The sequence below is a fragment of the Leptospira sanjuanensis genome (assembly GCF_022267325.1).
Taxonomy (GTDB): Bacteria; Spirochaetota; Leptospiria; order Leptospirales; family Leptospiraceae; genus Leptospira; species Leptospira sanjuanensis.
In genome coordinates, this window is sequence record NZ_JAIZBG010000001.1 from 1,920,018 (window position 1) to 1,941,155 (window position 21,138).

Consider the following 21,138-nt stretch of genomic DNA (forward strand, 5'->3'; position numbering starts at 1 on the left):
AATCGAATTCCGGAAATCGAAAATCAAATGACGATTTGATTTGGAGAGAAATTCTGGTCGTAATTTTTACGATCGTCTCCGTAAGACGCATCGATCCGCGATATGACTTCGATTCGACAATATTCCATTCGAGTTCCCGGAACCTCGGCCAATTTGGGTCCGGGTTTCGATCTATTCGGTCTCGCGTTTCGAATCTACAACCGATTTCAGTTTCAATTTCGCGCGGAGAAAGAATTCAAAACTTCCGTCAAGGGAATGGATGTTTTGCCGTTCGCTCCGGACGAAGACATGGTTCTTTCTTCGTATCAATCCTACTTTCGAAAATTTCTTCCGGGACAAGAACCCGTTCCGTATTCTTTACATATGGATCTGAATCTTCCGATGAAAGGCGGTTTGGGTTCGAGCGCGAGCGCCGCTGTCGCCGGAGTCTGCGCCGCGCGATTCGCACACAAACATTTCTTTCCGAAGATTTCTCTTCCGAAAGAAAACGAATTTCTGTTTCATCTCGGGCAAATCGAAGGACATCCGGACAATACGATTCCTGCGTATTTAGGCGGTTTCGTATTCGCGTATTTCAACGGGGAACGACTGGAATACGTCAAAAAGAAATTTCCTAAAAAGGTCCGTTGTTTTCTAATCGTCCCCGATCTCGAAACTTCCACGCATCAATCCCGCAAAACTTTACCGAGTTCGTATTCGACGGAAGACGTGATCTTCAATATGAGCCGGATCGCGACCTGGATGGAGTTTTTGGATTCGGGGAAGGTCAATCTTTTGAAGCTTGCGCTGGAGGATCGGGTTCACACACCGTATCGAATGCATTCCGAATTTGCGCTCAATCCGTTTTTAAAGGAAGCGGAAAAGAATCTCATCGGTTATTCTCTTTCGGGCAGCGGTCCTTCAGTTCTTTTGTTTTCGGAAAGAAGCAAGGCTGTGCGCGTCGAAAAGATTCTGCGCGAAAAACTGGCGGAGTTTACCGCAAAGACCCATTTTAATTGTCAGATTCTTTCCTTAAAGGTGGAAGAGGACGGGGTTTCCGAGTCGGTCAAAGAAATTAAAATTTCCTAATATTTGAATTTTGTAAAAATCGAAATCGTTTGCTGCGACGGAAGCTTCCGCGCGATTTCGTTTTACTCCTCCGCTTCTTCCCTTTCCTCTTTTCCGAAAGCGTAAAGTCCTTTTTTGATCGGGGTTCTTCGGTTGAGACCGGGATGAATTTTCGCGATCGTAAAGATGAATCTCATTCTTTCCTTGCCGAAGTTGTTGATAAAAAACTCGGAGGAAAGACGAATCTCGAAATACTGAGTCATCCTTTCTTTCGTTACCTTATCCGAAATTCGAAAGTCGGCGCTTTTACCGATGATTTCGTAACTATCCAGTTTTTCTGTGGATTCCATTTTGGAAAAGGTCGGCATTGCGGGAGGTTTGAAGAGTACGGGAGAATTTTTGAGGATCTGGATTTCGTAGTCTTCCGAGTCCTTCGCTTTTTTGATGTTGAATACGAGATGATTGTCGGAGATCGCGTTGCAATAGGTGCGGATCTCTCCCGAGGTTTGTCCTACGCTGAATCGGACGTTTCTTTGACTTTCGGAAACGACCAAAACGAAACGATCGCCCTCTTCGGGAGGAGTTCCCGCTCCGGCGCTTCCTTTTTTTATGGCGGGATAAATCACTTCCTGAAAAAAAAGGAAGGCCAGTCCGGCAAAGGCGCCCAGACCGGCAAAGATCAGTATAATATCTAAACCGACCGTATAAATGAGTGCGAGAGTCAAAAACAAAACCGCTTCTTCTCTATCGCCTTACATCGATTTTGTGGTCGGTCGCGTTTTCGCTCATTCTGGAGCGCACCATCATGGAAAGAAGGTTCTTCATCTGTTCCGGACTGATGACTTGATTCATTCTTTCTTCCAAAGAAACCGGGGAAGGTTTCATGACAAGCTCTTCCGGATCGACTTCGCTCTTTTGGGTTCCGGATCGTTTTTGTTGGATCGACTCCGAACCGACGACATCCTTTTCCGGAATCCGTTTTTCGATCGTTACCGGCTCTGACCGCAACGTCTCGCTCTCTAACTCGGCAGAACGCTTTCCTACGGGTTGCGTTCTCGATCGTTCGTCAGGCTGGGGCCAGGAAAACGAAAATGGTTGAATCGTTAATCCGGTCACATTCATAAACCCGAACCTCCTTGTTCTCCAGCTCGGACCCCTGTCGGAAATCCGAAGCTTCTCTATTAAAACTATCGGTAATAGAGGATTCACTTTAGTTTTTTTTCGGATTTTTTTCCAAAAGTGCCGCGGTTTTCGATCTAATTCTTCCGTTTACTTCAATCGGATTTCGGGAGTGAATGCCAAGCAAAGGCCCGAATTTATCGTTTGCCAGCCCGCCCGACGTTTCTAAGCTGGCAAGTAGGGAAACTGCATCGCCGTTTTTTGAACCACTGGGAGAATCTTTTCCATGCAAGACATAATCGATAAGCTTAAAGCGAAGGAATCCAGACCTTTGCTCATACTTTCCGCCGCATTTTTAATCTACATCGCGTTTACGATTCTCCCTTTGATTTCCTATTTTTCTCCGGATGGGATAGCCGAAATCAAAGGTAAGAATTATACGATCAAAGACGTTGAAAAAGAGAATCCTAGAATCGCCCGTAAGTTCTACGCAGAGACGAACGATCGTTTGTACCGGGTTCTTTCCGAGTTTGCGAGCAAGAAGGTGGTTTCATTGGCTGCAAAGGAGCGTAACGTTTCCGAAAAGGAATTGCTGGAGCCTTCCGTTCCGGCTCCGAGCCTCGCGGAAATGCGCGCAATCTACGATCAGTATAAGAATTCTCCCGCTCTGAAAGGAAAGTCCTTCGATCAAGTAAAGACCGAAATCGAAAATCATCTCGTCTCTCAAAAGAAAGAAGAACTTAGAAATTCGCTCTTCGGACAACTCCGCAACGAATACAATATTTCCGTAAAGGTGAAGGAACTACCTCCTCTCCGAGACGAGATTCTTACCGGAAACAATCCGTCCATCGGTCCGGAAAAAGCGAAGGTTACGATCGTAGAGTTTTCGGATTTCGAATGTCCTTTTTGCAAAAGAAGTCAGGACGTAAACGTTCAGCTGAGAGCGAAGTATAAGGATCAGATCCGCTGGGTGTTCCGCGATTATCCTCTTTCCTTTCATCCGAACGCGATGTTCGCACATATCGCCGCAAACTGCGCGAGTCCTCAAGGAAAGTATTGGGAATTCTTCAACGTTCTTTTTAACAATTCAGGAAATCTTCCGAAGGAACGCGTTCTGGATCTTGCGAGAGGAACGGGTTTGGATATGAAGGCTTTCAGTCAATGCGTGAACGACGCAAAGGTTCGTAAAGAAGTGGAAGAAGATATGGCGGAAGGGGAAAAATACGGAGTTAGCGGAACTCCCGCTTTCTTTATCAACGGTATTATGGTGGAAGGCGCTCAACCGATAGAAGCCTTTACCAAAGTGATCGATCAGGAACTTAAAAATTAAAATCAGAAATTAGGAGTCAGCCAAATATGAGTAAGACAGTGAAGGTCGCTGTTACAGGCGCTGCGGGACAAATCGGATATTCCCTTCTTTTTAGAATCGCTTCCGGACAAATGTTCGGCGCGGACACGGCAGTGGAAATCCAGATGCTTGAATTGGAAGCTGCGCTTCCCGCGGCAAAGGGTGTAATTATGGAATTAGAGGACTGTGCGTTTCCTCTGCTTCAAAAAGTGACCGTCTCTTCCGATTTGGATACAGCATTCAAGGACATCAACTGGGCGTTGTTAGTCGGCTCGGTTCCTAGAAAAGCGGGAATGGAAAGAGGGGATCTTCTCAAAATCAACGGTGGAATTTTCGTCAACCAAGGAAAGGCGATCGAAAAGAACGCCGCTTCCGACGTAAGAGTTCTCGTCGTAGGAAACCCTTGTAACACCAACTGCTTGATTGCGATGAACAATGCAAAAGGTGTTCCACAGGATCGTTGGTTCGCGATGACAAAACTGGATGAGAACAGAGCGAAATCTCAGCTTGCTTCCAAAGCGGGAGTTCCCGTGAAAGAAGTGACTCATCTTGGAATCTGGGGAAACCATTCTTCCACTCAATATCCTGATTTTTATAACGCAAAGATTTCGGGTAAACCTGTGACCGACGTGATCTCCGATCACGAATGGCTCAAGGGAGATTTTATCAAGAACGTTCAGCAAAGAGGAGCGGAGATCATCAAAGCAAGAGGAGCATCTTCTGCGGCGAGCGCTGCGAACGGAGTCGTAGACACGGTTCGCGGAATCATCACTCCGACCGCTCCAGGAGACGCTTTCTCTGCGGCGATCGTTTCCGACGGTTCTTACGGCGCTGAAAAAGGATTGATCTTCGGATTTCCTTTGAAGTCCGATGGAAAAAAAGTGGAGATCATCCAAGGTCTTCCTTTGAACGACTTTGCAAAAGAGAAGTTCAAGATCACTCACGACGAACTCGTTTCCGAAAGAAACGAAGTGAAGGAAATGCTCTAAATTTCAAAGAGAGGTTTTTTGAACCTGGATTCATCGACGTTCATTCAAAAAGCCTCTTCCGTTTTGGAATCCCTGAAAAGGGATTTCCTCTTTCGGACCCTGGAAGTTCCTTCCGGGGTGGATTTATCCTCCAACGATTATCTTGCTCTTACCAAACATCCGAAACTGATTCAAAGCATCAAAGAAGGTCTGGACTTGTACGGAGCCGGATCGGGGGCTTCTCGTTTGGTCAGCGGACACAGGGATTCGTTCGAAGCGGCGGAAGAAGCGTGTTCGGATTGGATCGGAACCGAAACCTCTCTGTGGGTCGCCAATGGATACGCGGCCAATTTAGGACTTCTTTCCTGTATCGCAAACGCAAAGACTGAAATTTTTACGGACCGTCTCAATCACGCTTCGATCCTGGACGGAGTCCGTTTGTCCGGCGCCGAAAAAACGTATTATAAACACCTAAACCTGAATCATCTGGAAGAACTTCTCCGGAAATCCAAACGAAAAGAAAAAATCATCGTAAGCGAAACCGTATTCAGTATGGACGGAGATTTGGCTCCGATCGAAGATCTCGTATATTTGAAGAATCGATACGAAGCCACTTTGGTTTTGGACGACGCACACGGGATCGGCGTGTTTGGAAAAAAGGGAGAAGGGCGGGTTGCTCAAATATTAGGAAAAGATAAAATTCAAGAAGCCGATTTTATCACGTTTACGGCCGGTAAATCCTTAGGACTCGAAGGCGCCTGGATCGGAACCTCCCGAATCGGAAAAGAGTTTCTGATCAACAAGATGCGAACGTTCATCTATTCTACGGCGCCTATGCCTGCGATCGCGCATGCGGTTCCGACTTCCGTCGCTCTCGTACAATCGATGGAATCGGAACGAACAAGTCTTTTGGAAAAAGCCGCACGATTTAGAGAACTTCTGAACGTGAAACAGTATCCGAAGACTTCTTCCCGATCGCAGATCGTTCCGGTTCTTTTTCCTTCGGAAGAATCCGTTTTGAACGCTGCGGAGGGTTGTAGAAAGAACGGACTTCACGTAAAAGCGATTCGACCTCCTACTGTGGACGTACCTCGTCTTCGGATCAGCATTCATTCGGATACGACCGATGCTACATTAGAGAAATTGATTTCTCTTTTGCCGGAGTTTTGATGGCGATTTTTATCGGAGCAACGGGAACCGATGTGGGGAAAACCTTGCTCAGTTCTCTCATTCTCGGGAAATACGGCCGGTCCTTGGGACTCAAGTATTTCAAACCCGTACAAACCGGAGACGACAGCGATCGTGTCACCGTAATGAATCTGAGCGGACTTCATGAAAGTTTCTTTTTACAGAATTATTATTCCTTTGCGTTTGCTGGATCGCCTCATTACGCATCCGAATTGGAAGGAATCGAAATCGATACGGACGAACTTTCCAGACATCTCTACAGCATTCGGGATCAACGAATCGTGGTCGAGGCCGCGGGCGGTCTGTTGGTTCCTCTGACTCGAAAAATTCTTACGATAGAACTCATCCGGCAATCCGAAATCCCGTTGATCTTGGCGGCGTCCGTTTCTTTGGGAACGATCAATCATACGCTTCTTACCTTGGAAGCGATTCAAACTCGAAAGATCGATCTGAAAGGGATTTACTTTCTCGGAGTTCCGGATAAAACGACCGAAGACAATATCCGAACGATTACGGAATGGAGCGGCGTTCCGTCGCTTGGAACCTTTTTTCTGCGATCGAAAGAACGAATCAGCCGAGAACGGTTTCAAAAGGAATGTTTGACCGCGTTCGATCCGGACGAACTGATTCAGAAAATCATCGTATGATCTGGTATCCATTCACGCTTCAATTCGAACCCGATTCTCCCTTAAAGATCGCAAGGGCAAGAGAAGAATTTCTGTATGACGAGAAGGGGAATTCTTACATTGACGCGATCTCTTCCTGGTGGGTGAGCATCCACGGACACAATCATCCTAAGATTTTGCAGGCGCTTAAAGATCAGATGGACCTGCTCGATCATGTTCTACTCGCGGGTTTTACGCACGAACCGGCCGAGAATCTCGCGACCGAACTTTTACGAATCACGGACGGGCTTTTTCAACGAGTGTTGTATTCGGACAACGGTTCGACCGCGGTGGAGATCATGATCAAACTCGCGTATCAGTATTTCCGGAACATCGGAGAAACGCAGAGAAAGACATTCATAAAGTTTGATACATCCTACCACGGAGATACGATTGGAACGATGAGCGTGGGCGGGGATTCAGTGTTCAATCGGGTCTTTGCCGGACTTTTGTTTCCCACAAAAGAATTTCCGACTCCGAATTGCAGCTTTTGCCCGGTCGGTAAAAAACCCGATTCCTGCGCGGCGGAATGCGTGAACGCGGTCGAATCGTATTTGGAAGAAAACCAGAATTCGATCGCAGGTATCGTGCTCGAACCATTGATCTTCGGTTCCGGCGGAATGATCTTTTACAAGGAAGAAGTTCTCCAAAAACTCGAACGCATCGCGAAACGATTCGGAGCCTTGTTGTTGGTCGACGAGGTGTTTACCGGTTTCGGAAGAACCGGCGCGCTTTTCGCATATCAAAAAGCGAATATACAACCGGATTTGGTCGCGATGGCAAAGGGTCTCAGCGCGGGAACGGCCGCCGTTGCCGTGACGTTGACGACCGAAAGAATTCATTCCGCATTCGTGACTCCCGATCCGGCTAAGGGATTTTATCACGGACATACCATGACCGGAAATCCGATTGCTTGTGCGGCGGCCCTTGCCTCCGTAAAACTCTTTCAAGAGGAGAATCGAATCGATCAGGTTCGAAACCTCGAAACAAAGATGAAGATCGGACTGAAAAAAATCGCGGAAGAATTTCCGAACGCGATTCGGGATTGCCGCGTGTTGGGTGCGGTCGGAGTTCTCGAACTCGAGGTGGGAAACGAGAGCGGCTACACGTATCCGGGAAACAAAATTCTAAAGAAAAAGTTTTTGGAGAAGGGTGTCGTGCTTCGCCCCTTAGGGAACGTGATCTATCTTACGCCTCCGTATATCATTTCGGATTCTTCCCTGGAAAAAGTATTCACGGCGATTCGGGAAACACTCTCTGAAATTTCCCTCGGGAAATAGACTTTTCAAGAAAACTCCTTCCCTTGAACCTGTCTGAAGAATGTCCGCAACACTCAAAACAGCAGAAAAAATATTCTCCGAAGTTCCGAGCGTCATTACAAAGGAAGAAGGGTTCGAAATTCTAAACGGTTCCGTTCCTTTGACGTCCGTTTTAGACAGAGCGTTTCAGGAAAGAAATCGCTATTTCGGAAACAAAGTTCGAATTCATATCTTAGATAATATCAAAAACGGCTATTGTCCCGAAGATTGCGGCTACTGCGCGCAAAGAAAGAATGCAAACTCCGGAGTTCAGGAATATCCGATGAAGTCCGAGGAAGAAATCTACGAGGACGCGGTCAAAGCCAAGGAAAACGGAGCGTATCGTTTTTGTATGGTTACTTCCGGAACCGGACCGAATCGCCCGACCACCGAAAGACTTGCGAATACGATCCGCAAAATCACTGACGAACTCGGGATGAAGGTTTGTCTTTCCGCGGGCCTTTTGGACGAAGACAAGGCCCAGCTTCTGAAAGCGGCGGGGCTCGATCGTTACAATCACAATCTGAACACTTCCGAAAATCATTATCCTGAAATTTGCGATACGCATACATACGCACAGAGAGCGGAAACCTTAGGTTCCGTTTCCAAAGCCGGAATCGGAATGTGCAGCGGGGTCATCGTAGGAATGGGAGAAACTCTCCGCGACATCGTGGATGTTGCGTTTGAACTCAAGTCCTTTCGAGTGATTTCTATTCCCGTAAATTTTTTCATACCCGTCAAAGGACATGCGATCAAAAATCCGAGCGTTTTGACTCCGGAACTTTGTGTGAGAATTCTTTCTTTGTTCCGATTGGTGAATCCGGACTCCGAGATCCGAATTGCTGCGGGAAGAGAAGGCCACTTGAGAAGTCTTTCTGCGACAGCTCTTTTTGCCGCAAACTCTTTGTTCTCCGCGGGTTATCTGAACGTGAAGGGCTCCGAAATGACGGAAACGATTTCTATGATTCGAGACGCCGGTTTTGTACCGGAACTTGCGGACGGAGGAATTTTACCGGAGGACTCGGAAACCGAATCTCTCTATGCGGAGAAAAACTTTCCCGAGCTGTACAAATTCAAAAAAGACTGATGGTTTTCACCGTCAAAAAAACGGGATTTTGGTATTTTTTAAGCTTTCCCAGCAACTTTTTTTCAGTAAATTGAGTCTGAAGACAATGTAGAATTGTTACACGGCGTTTCCCGATTCGTTCGGTATTTCGAGGAATTTTACGGAGGCAAACGGCGTTTAGAACAGTGCTTAGGTGAAACGGGAAAATTCGGTTTTGAAAACAAGACACACGTTATGTGCATCGAAGTTGAAAACTCCGAAGAAAAAATTTGAAAAATTATATGGAAATGTCGGAGCTAAGAAGTATTCTTTTTTAAGGTGAAAAAGAGTAGTTCGTTTTTTTTAGAATCGGTTGAAAGCCTGGGTTAATCTAAAAATCTGACATTACTGGAGTTTAATGGATGAAATATAAAATAGAAATCAATAAGCTGAAGAACGGTTATATCGAAGCGAAGCTCATTGATACCGCCTCCAATAACCCGATCGAGTTCCGGATTTGCGATTCGGAGGATTATCTACAAGCGCAGATCGCCGATTGGCACAAACGTTTTCACATGAAAGAACCGCAGGAGCAGTAATAGATCCTTGGTAAGGTACTTCTCCGCTCTTTCCTTGCTTCTTTTTCTTTCTTCCTGTTCCGTTCTTTTTAAAAAATCATACACAGATTATTCCAGCTCTAACTTTGAATGTTGGGCTGGAGTCGGTTACCGATCCTCCGAAAAATTCGCTCAATACAGATCTCTTTGGTCCACGATGCGGAACATTTACCGCGAGGATAACCAAAGAATCAAAACCGCAAACGTAGTCTTTGTGGGAAACTCATTGATTCAACTTTTTCCCAACGAAATTTTAACCCGAGAATTTCCGGGCGCCGTCAATCGCGGGATCGGCGGAGACATGACCGAACTTCTTCTGGAAAGATTGGAAGAGGACGTAATCGTTTTAAACCCAAAGGCCATCGTACTTGAGATCGGAGGGAACGATCTCATTCAGGGAAAATGTTTGGATGGGATCGAATCCAATTTGGTAAGAATTCTCGATAAGCTTACCGAGGACCTCCCGAATACGAAAATTGTCGTTTTGGGAATTCCACCGGTTCGCACACAAAGTTTAAATAGCATTTCTCCCGTAATCAATTTGTCTTGGGTTTCCATCATTCAGTCTTATAAAAATGTAGTCTTTTTGGACAATTGGCAATGGTTTCGGGAAAAGGATCGACCGGCGTTGCGTCAGGAATTCTGGCTGGAACAGGACAAGATTCATTTGAACGAAAATGCATATAAAATCTGGGTTCAAAAATTAAAACCGATCCTTCAGCCGTATCTTTAATCGTTTCATAAATCACTCTAAAACAGGTTCTCCAGTGCTTCTGATTCTGACTCAAAATCCGTACGAAATTCGAAAGGAACTCCTGTTGGGAATCGGGGGATTCGTATCCCTTAAACCGGAGGAAACCTTTTCGCTTTCTTCGGCTCCGATCCGCGCACAAGGTGAGTGGAGCTGCATCGAATGGAACGTCGGAAGAAAGCTGGAAGCATCCGAACTGATCGCCTTACGTGCGCTATTTGCAAAGAAAAATTCCGATCTGCTACAGATCGATTCTCTCTTGAATCCGAAAGAGAAAAGTTTTTTCGCGTTCGATATGGATTCCACGTTGATCCGTCAGGAAGTGATCGACGAACTTGCAAGGTTTGCGGGCGTATACGAAGAAGTCGCTTCCGTTACCAGGGAAGCGATGGAAGGAAACCTGGACTTTCACGAAGCGCTCAAAAAAAGATGCACACACCTGAAAGGTTTGTCCTCTTCGATTTTTAGCGATCTGTATCGCCAACTCGAGCCGAACGTGGGCGTTGAAAAACTTCTCCAAGGTCTCAAAGAGAAAAAGTGCAGAACCGCCGTTTTCTCCGGAGGGTTTACCGATATTCTCGAACTCTTTCAAAAGGAGTTCGGAATCGACGAAATTTACGCAAACGTTCTCACACGGGAAGACGGACATCTGACCGGAACGGTTACGGGCGACATCGTGGATAAAAACAAAAAGCTCGAATATCTAAAAACGATTCGCGATCGGGAAGGGATTACACACAAACAAGTCGTCGCCGTCGGAGACGGCGCCAACGACGCGCTGATGTTGAACGAGGCGGGTATCGGAATCGGCTTTCACGCGAAGGACGGTTTGAAAAAGCTCATCGTCAATTGGGTGGATTTTGCGCCGATGGACGTTTTACTACTTTTGTTTTCGTAACTTCTTTTGAAAGTCTTCCAAAGTCTTTAAGGCTTCGATCGGGGTCATCTCTTCCAATTTCAATTTGAGAATCGACGTTTCGGTTTCCGACGGAGCGTTCTTTTGCTCCGGTTCCGCAAAGAGAGAAGGCTGCGCTTCCTGAATTTTGATCTCTTTCTTTTTGGATTCCAAGTCGGTTAGAAGTTCCGCCGCACGTTTTACGATCGGGTCGGGAACCCCCGCGATTTTTGCGACGTAGATCCCGAAGGATTTTTTCGCCTTACCGATCTTTACCTTTCTTAAAAAAAGAACCTTGTCTTCCTTTTCGAGGGTCTCGAGATACAGATTGAAAATTCCCCCCAGACGAGAGAGTTCGGTGAGTTCGTGATAGTGCGTGGCAAAGATCGTCTTCGGCCGCACGGGCAAAGAGGAAAGATATTCTAAGATGGACCAAGCGATGCTCATTCCGTCGTAGGTCGAAGTTCCTCTCCCGACCTCGTCGAACAAAATCAAAGAATCCTCCGTGAAATGATTGAGGATGTTTGCGGTTTCCTTCATCTCGACGAAGAATGTGGATTCTCCCGCGGTGAGGTTGTCTCCCGCTCCGATTCGAGTGAATAGTTTGTCCACGATCGGAAGTCTCGCGGATTTAGCCGGAACAAAGGCGCCCATCTGAAATAGAATCTGATTTAGGGCGATCTGACGCATAAACGTGGATTTACCGGCCATGTTCGGCCCCGTGAGAACTGCGATCGCCTTGTCTTGGGTGTCGAGATATACTGAGTTCGGAATGAATTCCTGACCGGGAGGAAGAGTCGCTTCCACAACGGGATGTCTGGAATCTCCGAGATCAAGGGAACGGTCGTCGGAAAGCTGAGGACGAATCCATCCGAATTTGTCTTTTGCCGTCAGAACCGAAATCTGAAAATCCAGATCTCCGATCTCTTCCGAAAAGGAAAGAAGCGCGGAAGAATACTGCAAAACCTCTTCCACCATTCGGTTGAATTCGGTCCGTTCGATTTCTTGGATGATTTCGTCCGCTTCGAGGATCGTCCGTTCTATTTCTTCCAGCTTTGGAGTGGTAAAACGTTCGCTGCCAACGAGAGTCTGTTTTTTGAGATAATCTTTCGGAGCTTGTTCCGCTTGAACGCGGGAGATTTCTATAAAATACCCGACGATCTTATTATAACGAATCTTTAATGTGTTTAAGCCGGTTCTTTTTTTCTCTTCGGCTTCCAGATCCAAAATCCAATCCTTTCCTTTGAATCCGGCTTCTCTTGCCTTGTCCAGCTTAGCGGAGAATCCGGTTTTCAGGAACGGGCCGTTTCCGAGAATCACAGGCAAGTCGTCGCCCGCATGAAGACGTTCCGCAATGAAATCGGAAAGGGTTTGGAGTTCTTTCGAAGGAATGAGAAACGGATAGGAGAGAGTTTCCAATTCCGCTTTCAATTTCATTCCCGTCGCGATCGAGTTTAGGATCGAGCGAAAATCCCGAGGATACGCGTGGTTTCCTCGAAAACGCGTAAGAATTCTTTCCAGATCTCCTACGTCCCGCAAAGCGCTCACAAACGGCGCGAGAATCGATTTTAAGAGAATATCCTGTTTTTCCCAGCGGGAGTAGAGGATCAACGGATCGCATTCGGGAAAAAGAATTCTCTGTTTGAGGAGACGTTTTCCTTTCGCAGTATTGCAAAAATTGAATATAGAATAAAGGGTGTGATTCTTTTCCTTTTCGTTTTCCACAAGCTCGAGGTTGAGAATCGTTTCCCGATCCATTTCGAGAAACTTTCCGGAACTTAAAATGCGAGGCTCTCGAAGAACGAGTTTATTGTCCCGGTAGGTTTCGCGGATATATTCGTTGAGATATACGGAAAGAATTTGGAACGGATCTTTTTCCGAAACGGTTTCCTGATCTTTGAGAAGAGTGAATTCTCGATTTTTGAAATATTCCAATTCTTGAAAGAAGGAATGTTCCGATTTCGGGACGCAGATTTCCGATGGTCTGAACTTTTCAAGCTCCGCGACAAGTCGTTCGATTCCGGTGATCGAAGCGGAGGAATAAAAAACTTCTCCCGTGGAAAAATCGGCCATCGCGAAGTAGATCAGACTTTTTTTGAGATGTAAAACAGCGAGATAGTTGTTCTGAAATCCGGAAAGAAGATTCTCTTCGATGACCGTTCCCGGAGTGATGATCCGCACTACATCCCGTGTCATGAGTTTGGAACCGGGTTCGTCTGGTTTGGATTGTTCGCAGATTGCGATCTTTTTTCCCGCGTTTAACAGACGAGAGATGTAATTGTCCTTGGAATGATAAGGAATCCCGCACATAGGAACGGCGTTTTGCCGCTTGGTAAGAGCGATGTCCAAAATCGAAGAGGCGACTTTCGCATCTTCCAGAAACATTTCGTAAAAATCGCCCATACGAAAGAAAAGAATCGTATCGGGAAAATCCTTTTTGATCGCGAGAAATTGTTTCATCATCGGAGTGTTCAGCGCGTCCGCGAGATCGCTCCAATATTCTGCAGAAGTTCCTGTGGTTTCCAAACTCATAAGGCCGATTTTGCGTTCCTGATAAATTGAATTACTTTTTGCGCGTCCTTGGTTCCGGGAGAAGATTCCACTCCGCTGGCGACGTCCACTCCGAAGGGACGAACCGATCGAACCGCCTGAGCGACGTTAGACGGAGTAAGGCCGCCGGCCAAAAGATAGTTTCGTTCGATTCCTTGAACGTATTCCCAATTGAATCTTTCTCCTGTTCCGCCTCCCGCTCCTTTGGAGTAACTATCCAAAATCAGAAGTTCCCCCGGAACGACGGACCGTAGATTCTCGTTCGTGATCGGTGCGGAAACCCGATACGAACAAATCTGTCTTTTGCGGAAGAGTGTTTCCCGAACGTTCGGCGTTACGGTTGCATCGTCCCAAACCCATTGAATGTAATCGTGATCGAGCGCGGAAATCACGGTTTCCATTTCTTCATGAGAATTCTTATAGAACAAGAGTACGATTTTCGGAGAATTCTTCTGCGAACGATAGAGATCCACGATCCTGTGTGCGCCCGCGAGATCGATTTTCCTGGGACTCGAAGATACGAAATTCAGTCCGATGTAATCGGCTCCTTCTTCCCTGCAGATGCGTGCGATTTCCAAATCGCGGATTCCGCAGATCTTGACTTTTGTTGTTTCGTTTGAACGGCGATTCATGGGCGGAAGTTTTTCCAGTCTTCCCGAGGGGTTTTGTAAGATCACGTACTTTAACACTGGTCAGTTTCCGCGGGCGACGCAGAATCGGATTCAATGGCCATCTTTCATTCTTTCCCGATCGCCGAAGGGAGAAAAATTAAGATTCTGATCGCGGGCAAAAAGGATCTTCCGAGCGGATCGTTAGACATACAAACCCAAAAGCGGGAAATCGCCAAACTTACCGGAGTTTCCGAATCGAACGTTTTTATTCTGGATCAGGTTCACGGTGATACGGTGTTCGACGCGGACCGGTCGGACGCTTCTTCCTTTGAGAAAGGAGACGCGTGGATCGGCGAGGCTTCGGGTAAACTTCTCTGCATCAAAACAGCGGATTGTATGCCCATTTTTTTTTGGTCCGAACAGAGTTCTAAGTTTGCCGCGATTCACTCCGGTTGGAAAGGAACGTTAGCCGGAATTACGGAGAAAACTTTGCGGCTTACGTTCGACAAATCGATCCTTACGAACGGAACGCTTTTCGGTTATCTCGGACCCTGTGCGAGCGGTCTTCGTTACGAAGTCGGTGAAGACGTAGCTTCGTTGTTTCGGGATGAATTTCCGAACTGTTTGCGGGAAACGAAGCAGGGGAAGTTTCTGCTGGATCTCGAATCGTTTTTGAAATTTCGTCTGGAGAAGAACGGGATTTCCGTCGTGTTACAATCCGAACGGATCTGTACGATGGAGAAGGATTCAGACTTCTTCAGTCACCGTCAAGCGGATGCGGGAAGAAATCTGAATCTGATTTGGAAGGAAGGTTAGACTTTCGGAATCTTTTTCATCGCTGCGTTGACCTTTTCCAAAACCTTCTCGCGTTTGACCGGTTTCGGAATGTAATCCATCGCACCTTCGTCGATCAGGTTCTTCAGTACTGCGGGAGTATTTTCCTCGGATACGATGATGATTCTCGGTAGAACTCCCTTGTCCTTGATTTCAAAGAAGGTCGCATAACCGTCCATCACGGGAAGGTTCAAGTCGAGAGTGATCAGATCCACGAGTCTGTGTTGATCGTAGAGCTGTACGAGTTCCTTTCCGTTTTCCGCGAATCCGATCACTTGATAACCTTCCGATTCCAAAATTTGCGCCAATTGCTTGGCTTGAAATCTGGAGTTCTCGGCGATCAAAACTTGATACGGTCTTCCGTTGGGAGCTACACCTGCTTTCATTATTTACCTCTTTTTAGAGAAAGGATTCGATGACTTGACCGATTTCCTTGGTTCCGACTACGGTCGATCCCGCTTCGGCGATGTCTCTGGTTCTTTTTCCGGTTGCGATCGTTTTGCGAACGGCGCTTTCGATCTTTGCCGCTTCTTCTTCCATGGAAAAAGAATAGCGCAACATCAATGCGGCGCTGAGCACCTGTGCGATCGGATTCGCCACTCCTTTGCCTGCGATGTCCGGTGCCGAACCGCCGGACGGTTCGTATAAACCGAAGCCGGATTCCGAAAGCGAAGCCGAAGGCAACATACCGATCGAACCCGTGATGATGGAAGCCTCGTCGGAAAGGATGTCTCCGAACATGTTTTCGCAAAGAACCACGTCGAATTGTTTCGGGTTTACGATCAGCTGCATCGCCGCGTTGTCCACGTAAAGATGATTCAATTGGACGTCGGAAAATTCTTTCTTATGCAAATCGATTACAACTTCTTTCCAAAAAACGGAGGTCGTCAAGACGTTTGCTTTGTCGATGCTTGTCACTTTATTATTTCTTTTGCGGGCCGCTTGGAAGGCGACTCGAGCGATTCGTTCGATCTCTCTTCTGGAATACTTCATCGTGTCGTATGCGAATTCTTCCTGACCCGAGCCTTCTCTTCCTTTCGGTTGGCCGAAGTAGATTCCGCCGGTCAATTCTCTCAAGATCAAAATGTCCAAACCGTCTCCGATGATGTCCGTTCGAACCGGAGAAGCGTTCTTCAATTCGGGATAAATGATCGCCGGTCTTAAGTTTGCAAATAAGTCGAAGTGTTTTCGGAGAGGGAGAAGCGCTCCTCGTTCCGGTTGTTTTTCCGGCGGAAGACTTTCCCATTTCGGCCCGCCGACGCTTCCGAATAAAATCGCAGAGGATTCTTCGCAGAGTTTGAGCGTTTCGGGAGGAAGTGGATGACCGGTTTTATCGATGGCGATTCCGCCCACGTTTCCTTCCTTAAAATTAAACTCGGAGACCTTCGCACCGAGAGCCTTTTTCAAAACGGAGAGGGCTACCTCCATTACTTCCGGTCCGATTCCGTCACCGGAAAGTACAGCTACGTTCTTCATTCTTTTTTTGGATCCTTTTTAGTTTTGTTTGAGTACGGATTCGAAGATGTCCAATCCCTGATTTAAAAAATCGGTGGAGATCGTAAGAGGAGGCATAATCCGAATCACGTTATCCGCCGTTGCGTTCACCACGAGCCCAGCCGAGAGACAAGCCTCCGCGATCGGCCTGGACGGAACTTTCAACACGACCCCGATATGAAGCCCCTTTCCTCTCACTTCGGAAATGACAGGATAACGTTCTTTCATCTCGTTCAATCTTGTAAACGCAATATCCGAGCAAAGATTTACGTTGTTCAGGATTTCTCTGGTTTGGATGATGCGGATGGTTTCATACGCGATCGCCGCGGCGAGGTGATTTCCTCCGAAGGTAGAACCGTGAGAACCTTGTGTGAACAGGTCTTGGTATTTTTCTCCCACGATCAACGCTCCGATCGGAAAGCCCGATCCGAGTCCTTTTGCAAGAGTCATCGCATCCGGTGAAAATCCCATCGTTTCAAAGGCGAATAACGTGCCCGTTCTTCCTATTCCGGTTTGGATTTCGTCGAAGATCAAAAGGGCGTCGTTTTCTGCGGTCAATTCGCGGGAAAGGGTTAAGAAGCTGTTGGAAAGGGGAATGATTCCGCTTTCCCCTAAGATCGGTTCCTCGATCAAGGCTACGATTCTTCCCTGATATCTTTCAAAAGCCGCGACGAGAGCCTCGTCGTTGTTCGGTTCAATGAACTCGATTCCTTTGAGAAGTTCCCCGTAACCCTTTCTGATTTTGTCCTGACCGGTTAAGCTCATCCCGGAAACGGATCTTCCGTGGAAACTTTTTTCCAAAGAAAGAATGATAGGGTCCACGATACTTTTGGAAGTCGCGTATTTTCTTGCGAGTTTGAATGCCGCTTCGATCGCTTCGGTTCCTGAGTTGGTCAAAAACACTTTTCCGGGAAACGAATTGAGAATCAGAAGCTCCGCGAGTTTGGCCGCTTCTTCGGAGTAGAATAGATTCGAAGTGTGAAAGAGTTTGTCCGCTTGGGAACGAACCACTTCGATGATATCCGGGTCCGCGTGACCGAGATTGGTGACGGCGACCCCGCAGTGAAAGTCGATGTATTGTTTATTATCGAAATCGAATAGAAGTTCGTTGACCCCGTAACGGAACGCGACGTTGTAACGAGCGTATGTGCCTAGCAGATAATGATCCGCTAATTCTTTGGTGTGTTCAAAGAGTTCCTTGTGAATGTCCGTTTCGTTCATGAGAGTCCCGCCAATTTTAAAAATATTTCTTCGGAGGCTTTGATCTCCCCGAGCAGATCAGCCGTGAGAGTCTGAATCTCTCCTTGGTTTTTCGGAGCCTTCAGGCTTTGAAAGGAAGAATAGATCTTGATCTTCGGTTCGGTTCCGGAAGGTCGAATCGTAAGTTTTGCGTTTCCTTCCAAAACGACTTGAATCACATCGGAAGAAGGACAACCCGCGAATGCGGATTTGGAAGCGCTTCCTTTTGCAGTCCGAGTTTTGTAATCCAAAACGCCCACGATCTTTCTCTGATGGATTTGTTTTCCTAAAAGATCCACGGTTCGAAGAGATTCCAAGGATTTGCGGATCTTTTCTTTTCCGGCGCTTCCTTCGAGTGTGAGAGATTTGAGACTTTCCTGAAAGAGACCGTATTTTAGATAGATCTCGTCCATGTATTGCAGAAGGTCTTTCTTTTCTGTAAGAATTTCGAGTAACAGCAACGCGGACGATAACGAATCCTTATCTCTCACGAAAGAAACGGGGAGATATCCGAAAGATTCTTCCCCGCCGAACAAAAAGAAATCGGTTTTGCTTTTGTCGATCTTTGCCATCACCTGCGCGATGAACTTAAATCCGGTTAATACGTTTTTGTATTTTACCTTGTTTTTCTTTGCGATGTTTTCTTGAAGATCCGTCGTTACTATGGTTTTGATCAATACGGCTTTTTTCTTTTTTTTGCCTGCGGAGTACGCTTCGCAAAGATACGCGGCCATGATCGAGCCGATTTGATTTCCGTTTAATAAGACGTATTCTCCTTGGGAGTTTTTCACTCCGATTCCGAGTCGGTCCGCATCCGGGTCGGTTGCGATGAACGCGTGCGCTCCTTTTACGATCGCGAACTTCTTGGAAAGTTCCATGGCCTCCGGTTCTTCGGGGTTCGGATATTTTACGGTGGGGAATTCTCCGTTCGGATCTTTTTGTTCGGGGACCAAGAAGACGTTTTTGTATCCGAATCCGTTTAAAAGTTCCTTCATCGCTTTTCCGCCGGTTCCGTGTAACGGGGAATAGACGACCTTCAGCGATGCACGGTCTTTCGGTTTTAGCGAAGAGGAAAGGATTCCCGCTTTCGAAAGTTCCTTTTTGTAAGAAGCGAAACAATCCTTGCCGGCAGGTTTGACCATCTTCTTATATAAAGGATCTTTCGGAGAAAGAATCGAAATCGAATTCCAATCGTGGATCGATTCGATTTTAGAAATGATCTTTTTATCATCCGGCGGTACGAGTTGTCCTCCGTCCGCGAGATAGGCTTTGAACCCGTTGTAATCCGGCGGATTGTGGGAAGCCGTAATTACGACTCCGCCCGTGGCCTTGTAATAACGGATCGCATACGAAAGAAGCGGGGTCGGAGTCACCTCGTTAAAAAGAATGACCTTCACTCCGAGAGAAGCTGCGATGCCAGCGGTGACTTCCGCAAATTCTTTGGATCTTCTTCTCGAATCGTACGCGATTACGATCGAAGCCTTCTTCGTTTTTTTAGAAAGATAACCTACAAAACCGAGAGCCGCCCGGCCCACGGTGAATTCGTTCATTCTTCCGATTCCGTTTCCGAGTCTTCCGCGCATGCCTCCCGTTCCGAATTCGAGAGGAACGGAAAAGGCTTCTACGTCGGGACCGGATTCTCCGTTGGAGAACTTTTCCAGAGCGCGGGTCGCTTCGTTTCGAACTCCGCTCGGGAAGGGATCTTGTGTCCAGGAATGAATGAGGGATTCGGGATGATTCATAGTACTTGCAGATTTCCGATATTTTTTTAAGAGGATTAAATTCATAAAAATCGCCTTTCCCTGAGGTTCAACCCTAATTTTAGCCGATTCTAAAAGTATGGAATCTTACGAATTCAATCAGGACGAAAACAGAGAATTCATCGGTTTGAGCCGCGTTTTAAAACTTGCCTCTTTCTCTTTTTTCTGTCTTTCGGGTGTGTCCTTCTTTTCCGCGTTCGTATCGAACGAAACGGGGAAACTCGTTTTGTTTCTCGTGCCTGGAATTCTTTTTTTATTGGCCGGGCTTTGGAGTTACAGCGCGGCGATTTCTTTCAAACGGATTACGGATACGAAGGGAGAGGATTTGGATTTTTTACGGATCGGGCTTCGTAGTTTACGAATTCATTTTTGGATTCAGATTTCTTTCGGATTTCTTGCAATTCTGTTTCTTTTAAGCGGAGCTATTCTTACCCTTGTTTCTTGATGCAACCCGGAGAATTCTGGATCGAAGAACGACTCGAGAAATATAGAAAAACCGCGCCCTGCAATTTGGGAGAAAGCGGGGTCCGCAATCGAACCTTCGGAGAACTTCTTTCCGCACTCGAACTTTCTCCGGAAGTTTTGAATTCGATTTCATTGGAAGACGCTCCCAACCGAGGCGATCTTACTCTTCGAGAAGAGATCGCGAAGTTATATCCCGGTTTGCGCGCGGATCAGATTTTGATCACTACCGGAACCGGAGAAGCGCTTTACATTCTCTTTCATCTTCTTTGCAAAAAGGGCTCGGTCGTTTCGTATCTCGATCCCGCCTTTCAAGCGTTATACGAAATCCCTAAGATGATCGGAGCGGTTTTGGAACCGGTTTCCCTTTTGGAAACGATGGATCAAAATTCCGATTCTTCTTTGCCTGAATTTTGCGTTTGGGAATTGTTTGCAAGGGGGAAGAATCTCGTCATCTTCAATCATCCCCACAATCCGTCCGGTTTCTCTTTACGTGCGGCTGAAATCGAACGACTTCGGGAATTCGCGTCCGAACACAAAGGCTGGGTTTTGTTCGACGAACACTATCGGTTTTTGGATTTTCAAAACGATCTTTCTTGGACGGGCGCGGGTTTGAACGAAAGAACGGTAAGTACAGGTTCGATCACGAAGTGTTTCGGTGTGATGGGACTTCGAATCGGTTGGATGACCGGGCCGGTCGAATTGATCGAAAAAGCGAGATCGTTTAAGGATTATCTAACGCATACGGTTTCTCCGATTTCCGAATTTTTAACGCTTCAAATTTTGAAGAATCGGGAACGATTGATCGCTCCGATTAAAACATCCATTTTGCGGAATATTCAAAATTTCGAAAGCGTTTGGCGCGGTCTCCCCGGATTGGAATCCTTTGTGCCTCCCGGAGGCGGAGTGGTTTCCTTCGTGAAGCTAAAGAAAGGAATCGATTCGTCGAAGTACGCGGATGCGCTGATTTCCCAGTGCGGAGTTTTTGTTTTGCCGGGACGGGATTTTGAATGCGAAGGTTGGATTCGGATCGGTTTTGGGGAGACGAACGATCGATTTCTTGCCGGAATCGAGCGCTGGAAGAATTTACAACTCTGAAATCGAAATCTTGTCGGAACATTGATAAAAAAGAATTCATTAGTCCATGCGGATTTTTGAATGTTCCGACAGGATTTTCGAAAAAAGCTTGTCGGAATTGAAACGTTTCTGCGGGGGCAGAGAGAGTAGCCGAATTCGGCAAAACCGAT

General features: G+C 46.7%; 21 protein-coding genes. 13 read left to right on the forward strand and 8 right to left on the reverse strand.

Annotated features, from left to right (window positions below; genetic code table 11):
• Positions 1-102: 102 nt before the first annotated feature.
• Positions 103-1,068 (forward strand): homoserine kinase, encoded by a 966-nt coding sequence (gene thrB, locus LFX25_RS08725; protein WP_238729897.1) that lies wholly within the window; start codon positions 103-105, stop codon positions 1,066-1,068.
• 62 nt (positions 1,069-1,130) lie between these two features.
• On the opposite strand, the gene LFX25_RS08730 is transcribed toward thrB, so the two are convergent.
• Both LFX25_RS08730 and LFX25_RS08735 read right to left on the reverse strand, forming a co-directional pair.
• Positions 1,131-1,772 carry a hypothetical protein gene (locus LFX25_RS08730; RefSeq protein WP_238729898.1) on the reverse strand — a complete coding sequence of 214 codons (642 nt, stop codon included), beginning with the start codon at positions 1,770-1,772 and terminating at the stop codon, positions 1,131-1,133.
• Between the two features lie 19 nt (positions 1,773-1,791).
• On the reverse strand, positions 1,792-2,169 hold the full coding sequence (locus LFX25_RS08735) for a hypothetical protein (RefSeq protein ID WP_238729899.1): 378 nt from the start codon (positions 2,167-2,169) through the stop codon (positions 1,792-1,794).
• 283 nt (positions 2,170-2,452) lie between these two features.
• On the opposite strand from LFX25_RS08735, the gene LFX25_RS08740 reads away from it, so the two are divergent.
• From LFX25_RS08740 to serB, 9 genes are all read left to right on the forward strand, one after another.
• Positions 2,453-3,496, forward strand: a complete 1,044-nt coding sequence (locus LFX25_RS08740; protein WP_238729900.1) for a DsbA family protein — start codon at positions 2,453-2,455, stop codon at positions 3,494-3,496.
• A 26-nt stretch (positions 3,497-3,522) separates the two neighbouring features.
• Entirely contained in the window at positions 3,523-4,503 is a 981-nt protein-coding gene (locus LFX25_RS08745; protein WP_238729901.1) for a malate dehydrogenase, read from the forward strand.
• Positions 4,504-4,521: 18 nt separating this feature from the next.
• Positions 4,522-5,652, forward strand: coding sequence for an aminotransferase class I/II-fold pyridoxal phosphate-dependent enzyme (locus tag LFX25_RS08750; protein WP_238729902.1), 1,131 nt, complete (start codon positions 4,522-4,524; stop codon positions 5,650-5,652).
• Complete coding sequence (bioD, locus tag LFX25_RS08755) at positions 5,652-6,317, forward strand: dethiobiotin synthase (protein ID WP_238729903.1); 666 nt, start codon at positions 5,652-5,654, stop codon at positions 6,315-6,317. The genes LFX25_RS08750 and bioD overlap by 1 nt, the downstream gene beginning before the upstream one ends.
• On the forward strand, positions 6,314-7,615 hold the full coding sequence (gene bioA, locus LFX25_RS08760; protein ID WP_238729904.1) for an adenosylmethionine--8-amino-7-oxononanoate transaminase: 1,302 nt from the start codon (positions 6,314-6,316) through the stop codon (positions 7,613-7,615). Before bioD ends, bioA begins: the two co-directional genes overlap by 4 nt.
• A gap of 40 nt (positions 7,616-7,655) precedes the next feature.
• Positions 7,656-8,720 carry a biotin synthase BioB gene (bioB, locus tag LFX25_RS08765; RefSeq protein WP_135569867.1) on the forward strand — a complete coding sequence of 355 codons (1,065 nt, stop codon included), beginning with the start codon at positions 7,656-7,658 and terminating at the stop codon, positions 8,718-8,720.
• Between the two features lie 380 nt (positions 8,721-9,100).
• Entirely contained in the window at positions 9,101-9,277 is a 177-nt protein-coding gene (locus LFX25_RS08770) for a hypothetical protein (protein ID WP_000875511.1), read from the forward strand.
• A gap of 7 nt (positions 9,278-9,284) precedes the next feature.
• The gene (locus LFX25_RS08775) at positions 9,285-10,028 is read left to right on the forward strand and encodes a GDSL-type esterase/lipase family protein (protein WP_238729905.1); all 744 of its coding nucleotides are present in this window, start codon (positions 9,285-9,287) and stop codon (positions 10,026-10,028) included.
• Between the two features lie 34 nt (positions 10,029-10,062).
• Positions 10,063-10,944, forward strand: a complete 882-nt coding sequence (gene serB, locus LFX25_RS08780) for a phosphoserine phosphatase SerB (protein WP_238729906.1) — start codon at positions 10,063-10,065, stop codon at positions 10,942-10,944.
• On the opposite strand, the gene mutS is transcribed toward serB, so the two are convergent.
• Positions 10,927-13,473 carry a DNA mismatch repair protein MutS gene (gene mutS / locus LFX25_RS08785; RefSeq protein WP_238729907.1) on the reverse strand — a complete coding sequence of 849 codons (2,547 nt, stop codon included), beginning with the start codon at positions 13,471-13,473 and terminating at the stop codon, positions 10,927-10,929. The genes serB and mutS overlap by 18 nt on opposite strands.
• A complete protein-coding gene (locus LFX25_RS08790) occupies positions 13,470-14,123 on the reverse strand; it encodes a phosphoribosylanthranilate isomerase (RefSeq protein WP_238729908.1) in 654 nt (217 codons plus the stop codon). Before LFX25_RS08790 ends, mutS begins: the two co-directional genes overlap by 4 nt.
• Before the next feature lie 93 nt (positions 14,124-14,216).
• Between LFX25_RS08790 and LFX25_RS08795 the strand changes: the two genes are divergently transcribed.
• A complete protein-coding gene (locus LFX25_RS08795) occupies positions 14,217-14,918 on the forward strand; it encodes a polyphenol oxidase family protein (RefSeq protein ID WP_238729909.1) in 702 nt (233 codons plus the stop codon).
• On the opposite strand, the gene LFX25_RS08800 is transcribed toward LFX25_RS08795, so the two are convergent.
• From LFX25_RS08800 to LFX25_RS08815, 4 genes are read right to left on the reverse strand one after another with little or no spacing between them, the layout of a single operon-like run.
• Positions 14,915-15,322, reverse strand: coding sequence for a response regulator (locus LFX25_RS08800; protein ID WP_238729910.1), 408 nt, complete (start codon positions 15,320-15,322; stop codon positions 14,915-14,917). The two genes, LFX25_RS08795 and LFX25_RS08800, sit on opposite strands and share 4 nt — an antisense overlap.
• A 13-nt stretch (positions 15,323-15,335) precedes the next feature.
• On the reverse strand, positions 15,336-16,412 hold the full coding sequence (leuB, locus tag LFX25_RS08805) for a 3-isopropylmalate dehydrogenase (protein WP_238729911.1): 1,077 nt from the start codon (positions 16,410-16,412) through the stop codon (positions 15,336-15,338).
• Positions 16,413-16,430: 18 nt separating this feature from the next.
• Positions 16,431-17,651, reverse strand: a complete 1,221-nt coding sequence (locus tag LFX25_RS08810) for an aspartate aminotransferase family protein (RefSeq protein WP_238729912.1) — start codon at positions 17,649-17,651, stop codon at positions 16,431-16,433.
• Positions 17,648-19,411, reverse strand: coding sequence for a phospho-sugar mutase (locus LFX25_RS08815; RefSeq protein WP_238729913.1), 1,764 nt, complete (start codon positions 19,409-19,411; stop codon positions 17,648-17,650). The genes LFX25_RS08810 and LFX25_RS08815 overlap by 4 nt, the downstream gene beginning before the upstream one ends.
• A 97-nt stretch (positions 19,412-19,508) precedes the next feature.
• On the opposite strand from LFX25_RS08815, the gene LFX25_RS08820 reads away from it, so the two are divergent.
• Positions 19,509-19,874, forward strand: coding sequence for a hypothetical protein (locus tag LFX25_RS08820; RefSeq protein ID WP_118956642.1), 366 nt, complete (start codon positions 19,509-19,511; stop codon positions 19,872-19,874).
• The gene (locus tag LFX25_RS08825) at positions 19,874-20,989 is read left to right on the forward strand and encodes a pyridoxal phosphate-dependent aminotransferase (RefSeq protein ID WP_238729914.1); all 1,116 of its coding nucleotides are present in this window, start codon (positions 19,874-19,876) and stop codon (positions 20,987-20,989) included. The genes LFX25_RS08820 and LFX25_RS08825 overlap by 1 nt, the downstream gene beginning before the upstream one ends.
• The last annotated feature ends 149 nt before the right edge of the window (positions 20,990-21,138 follow it).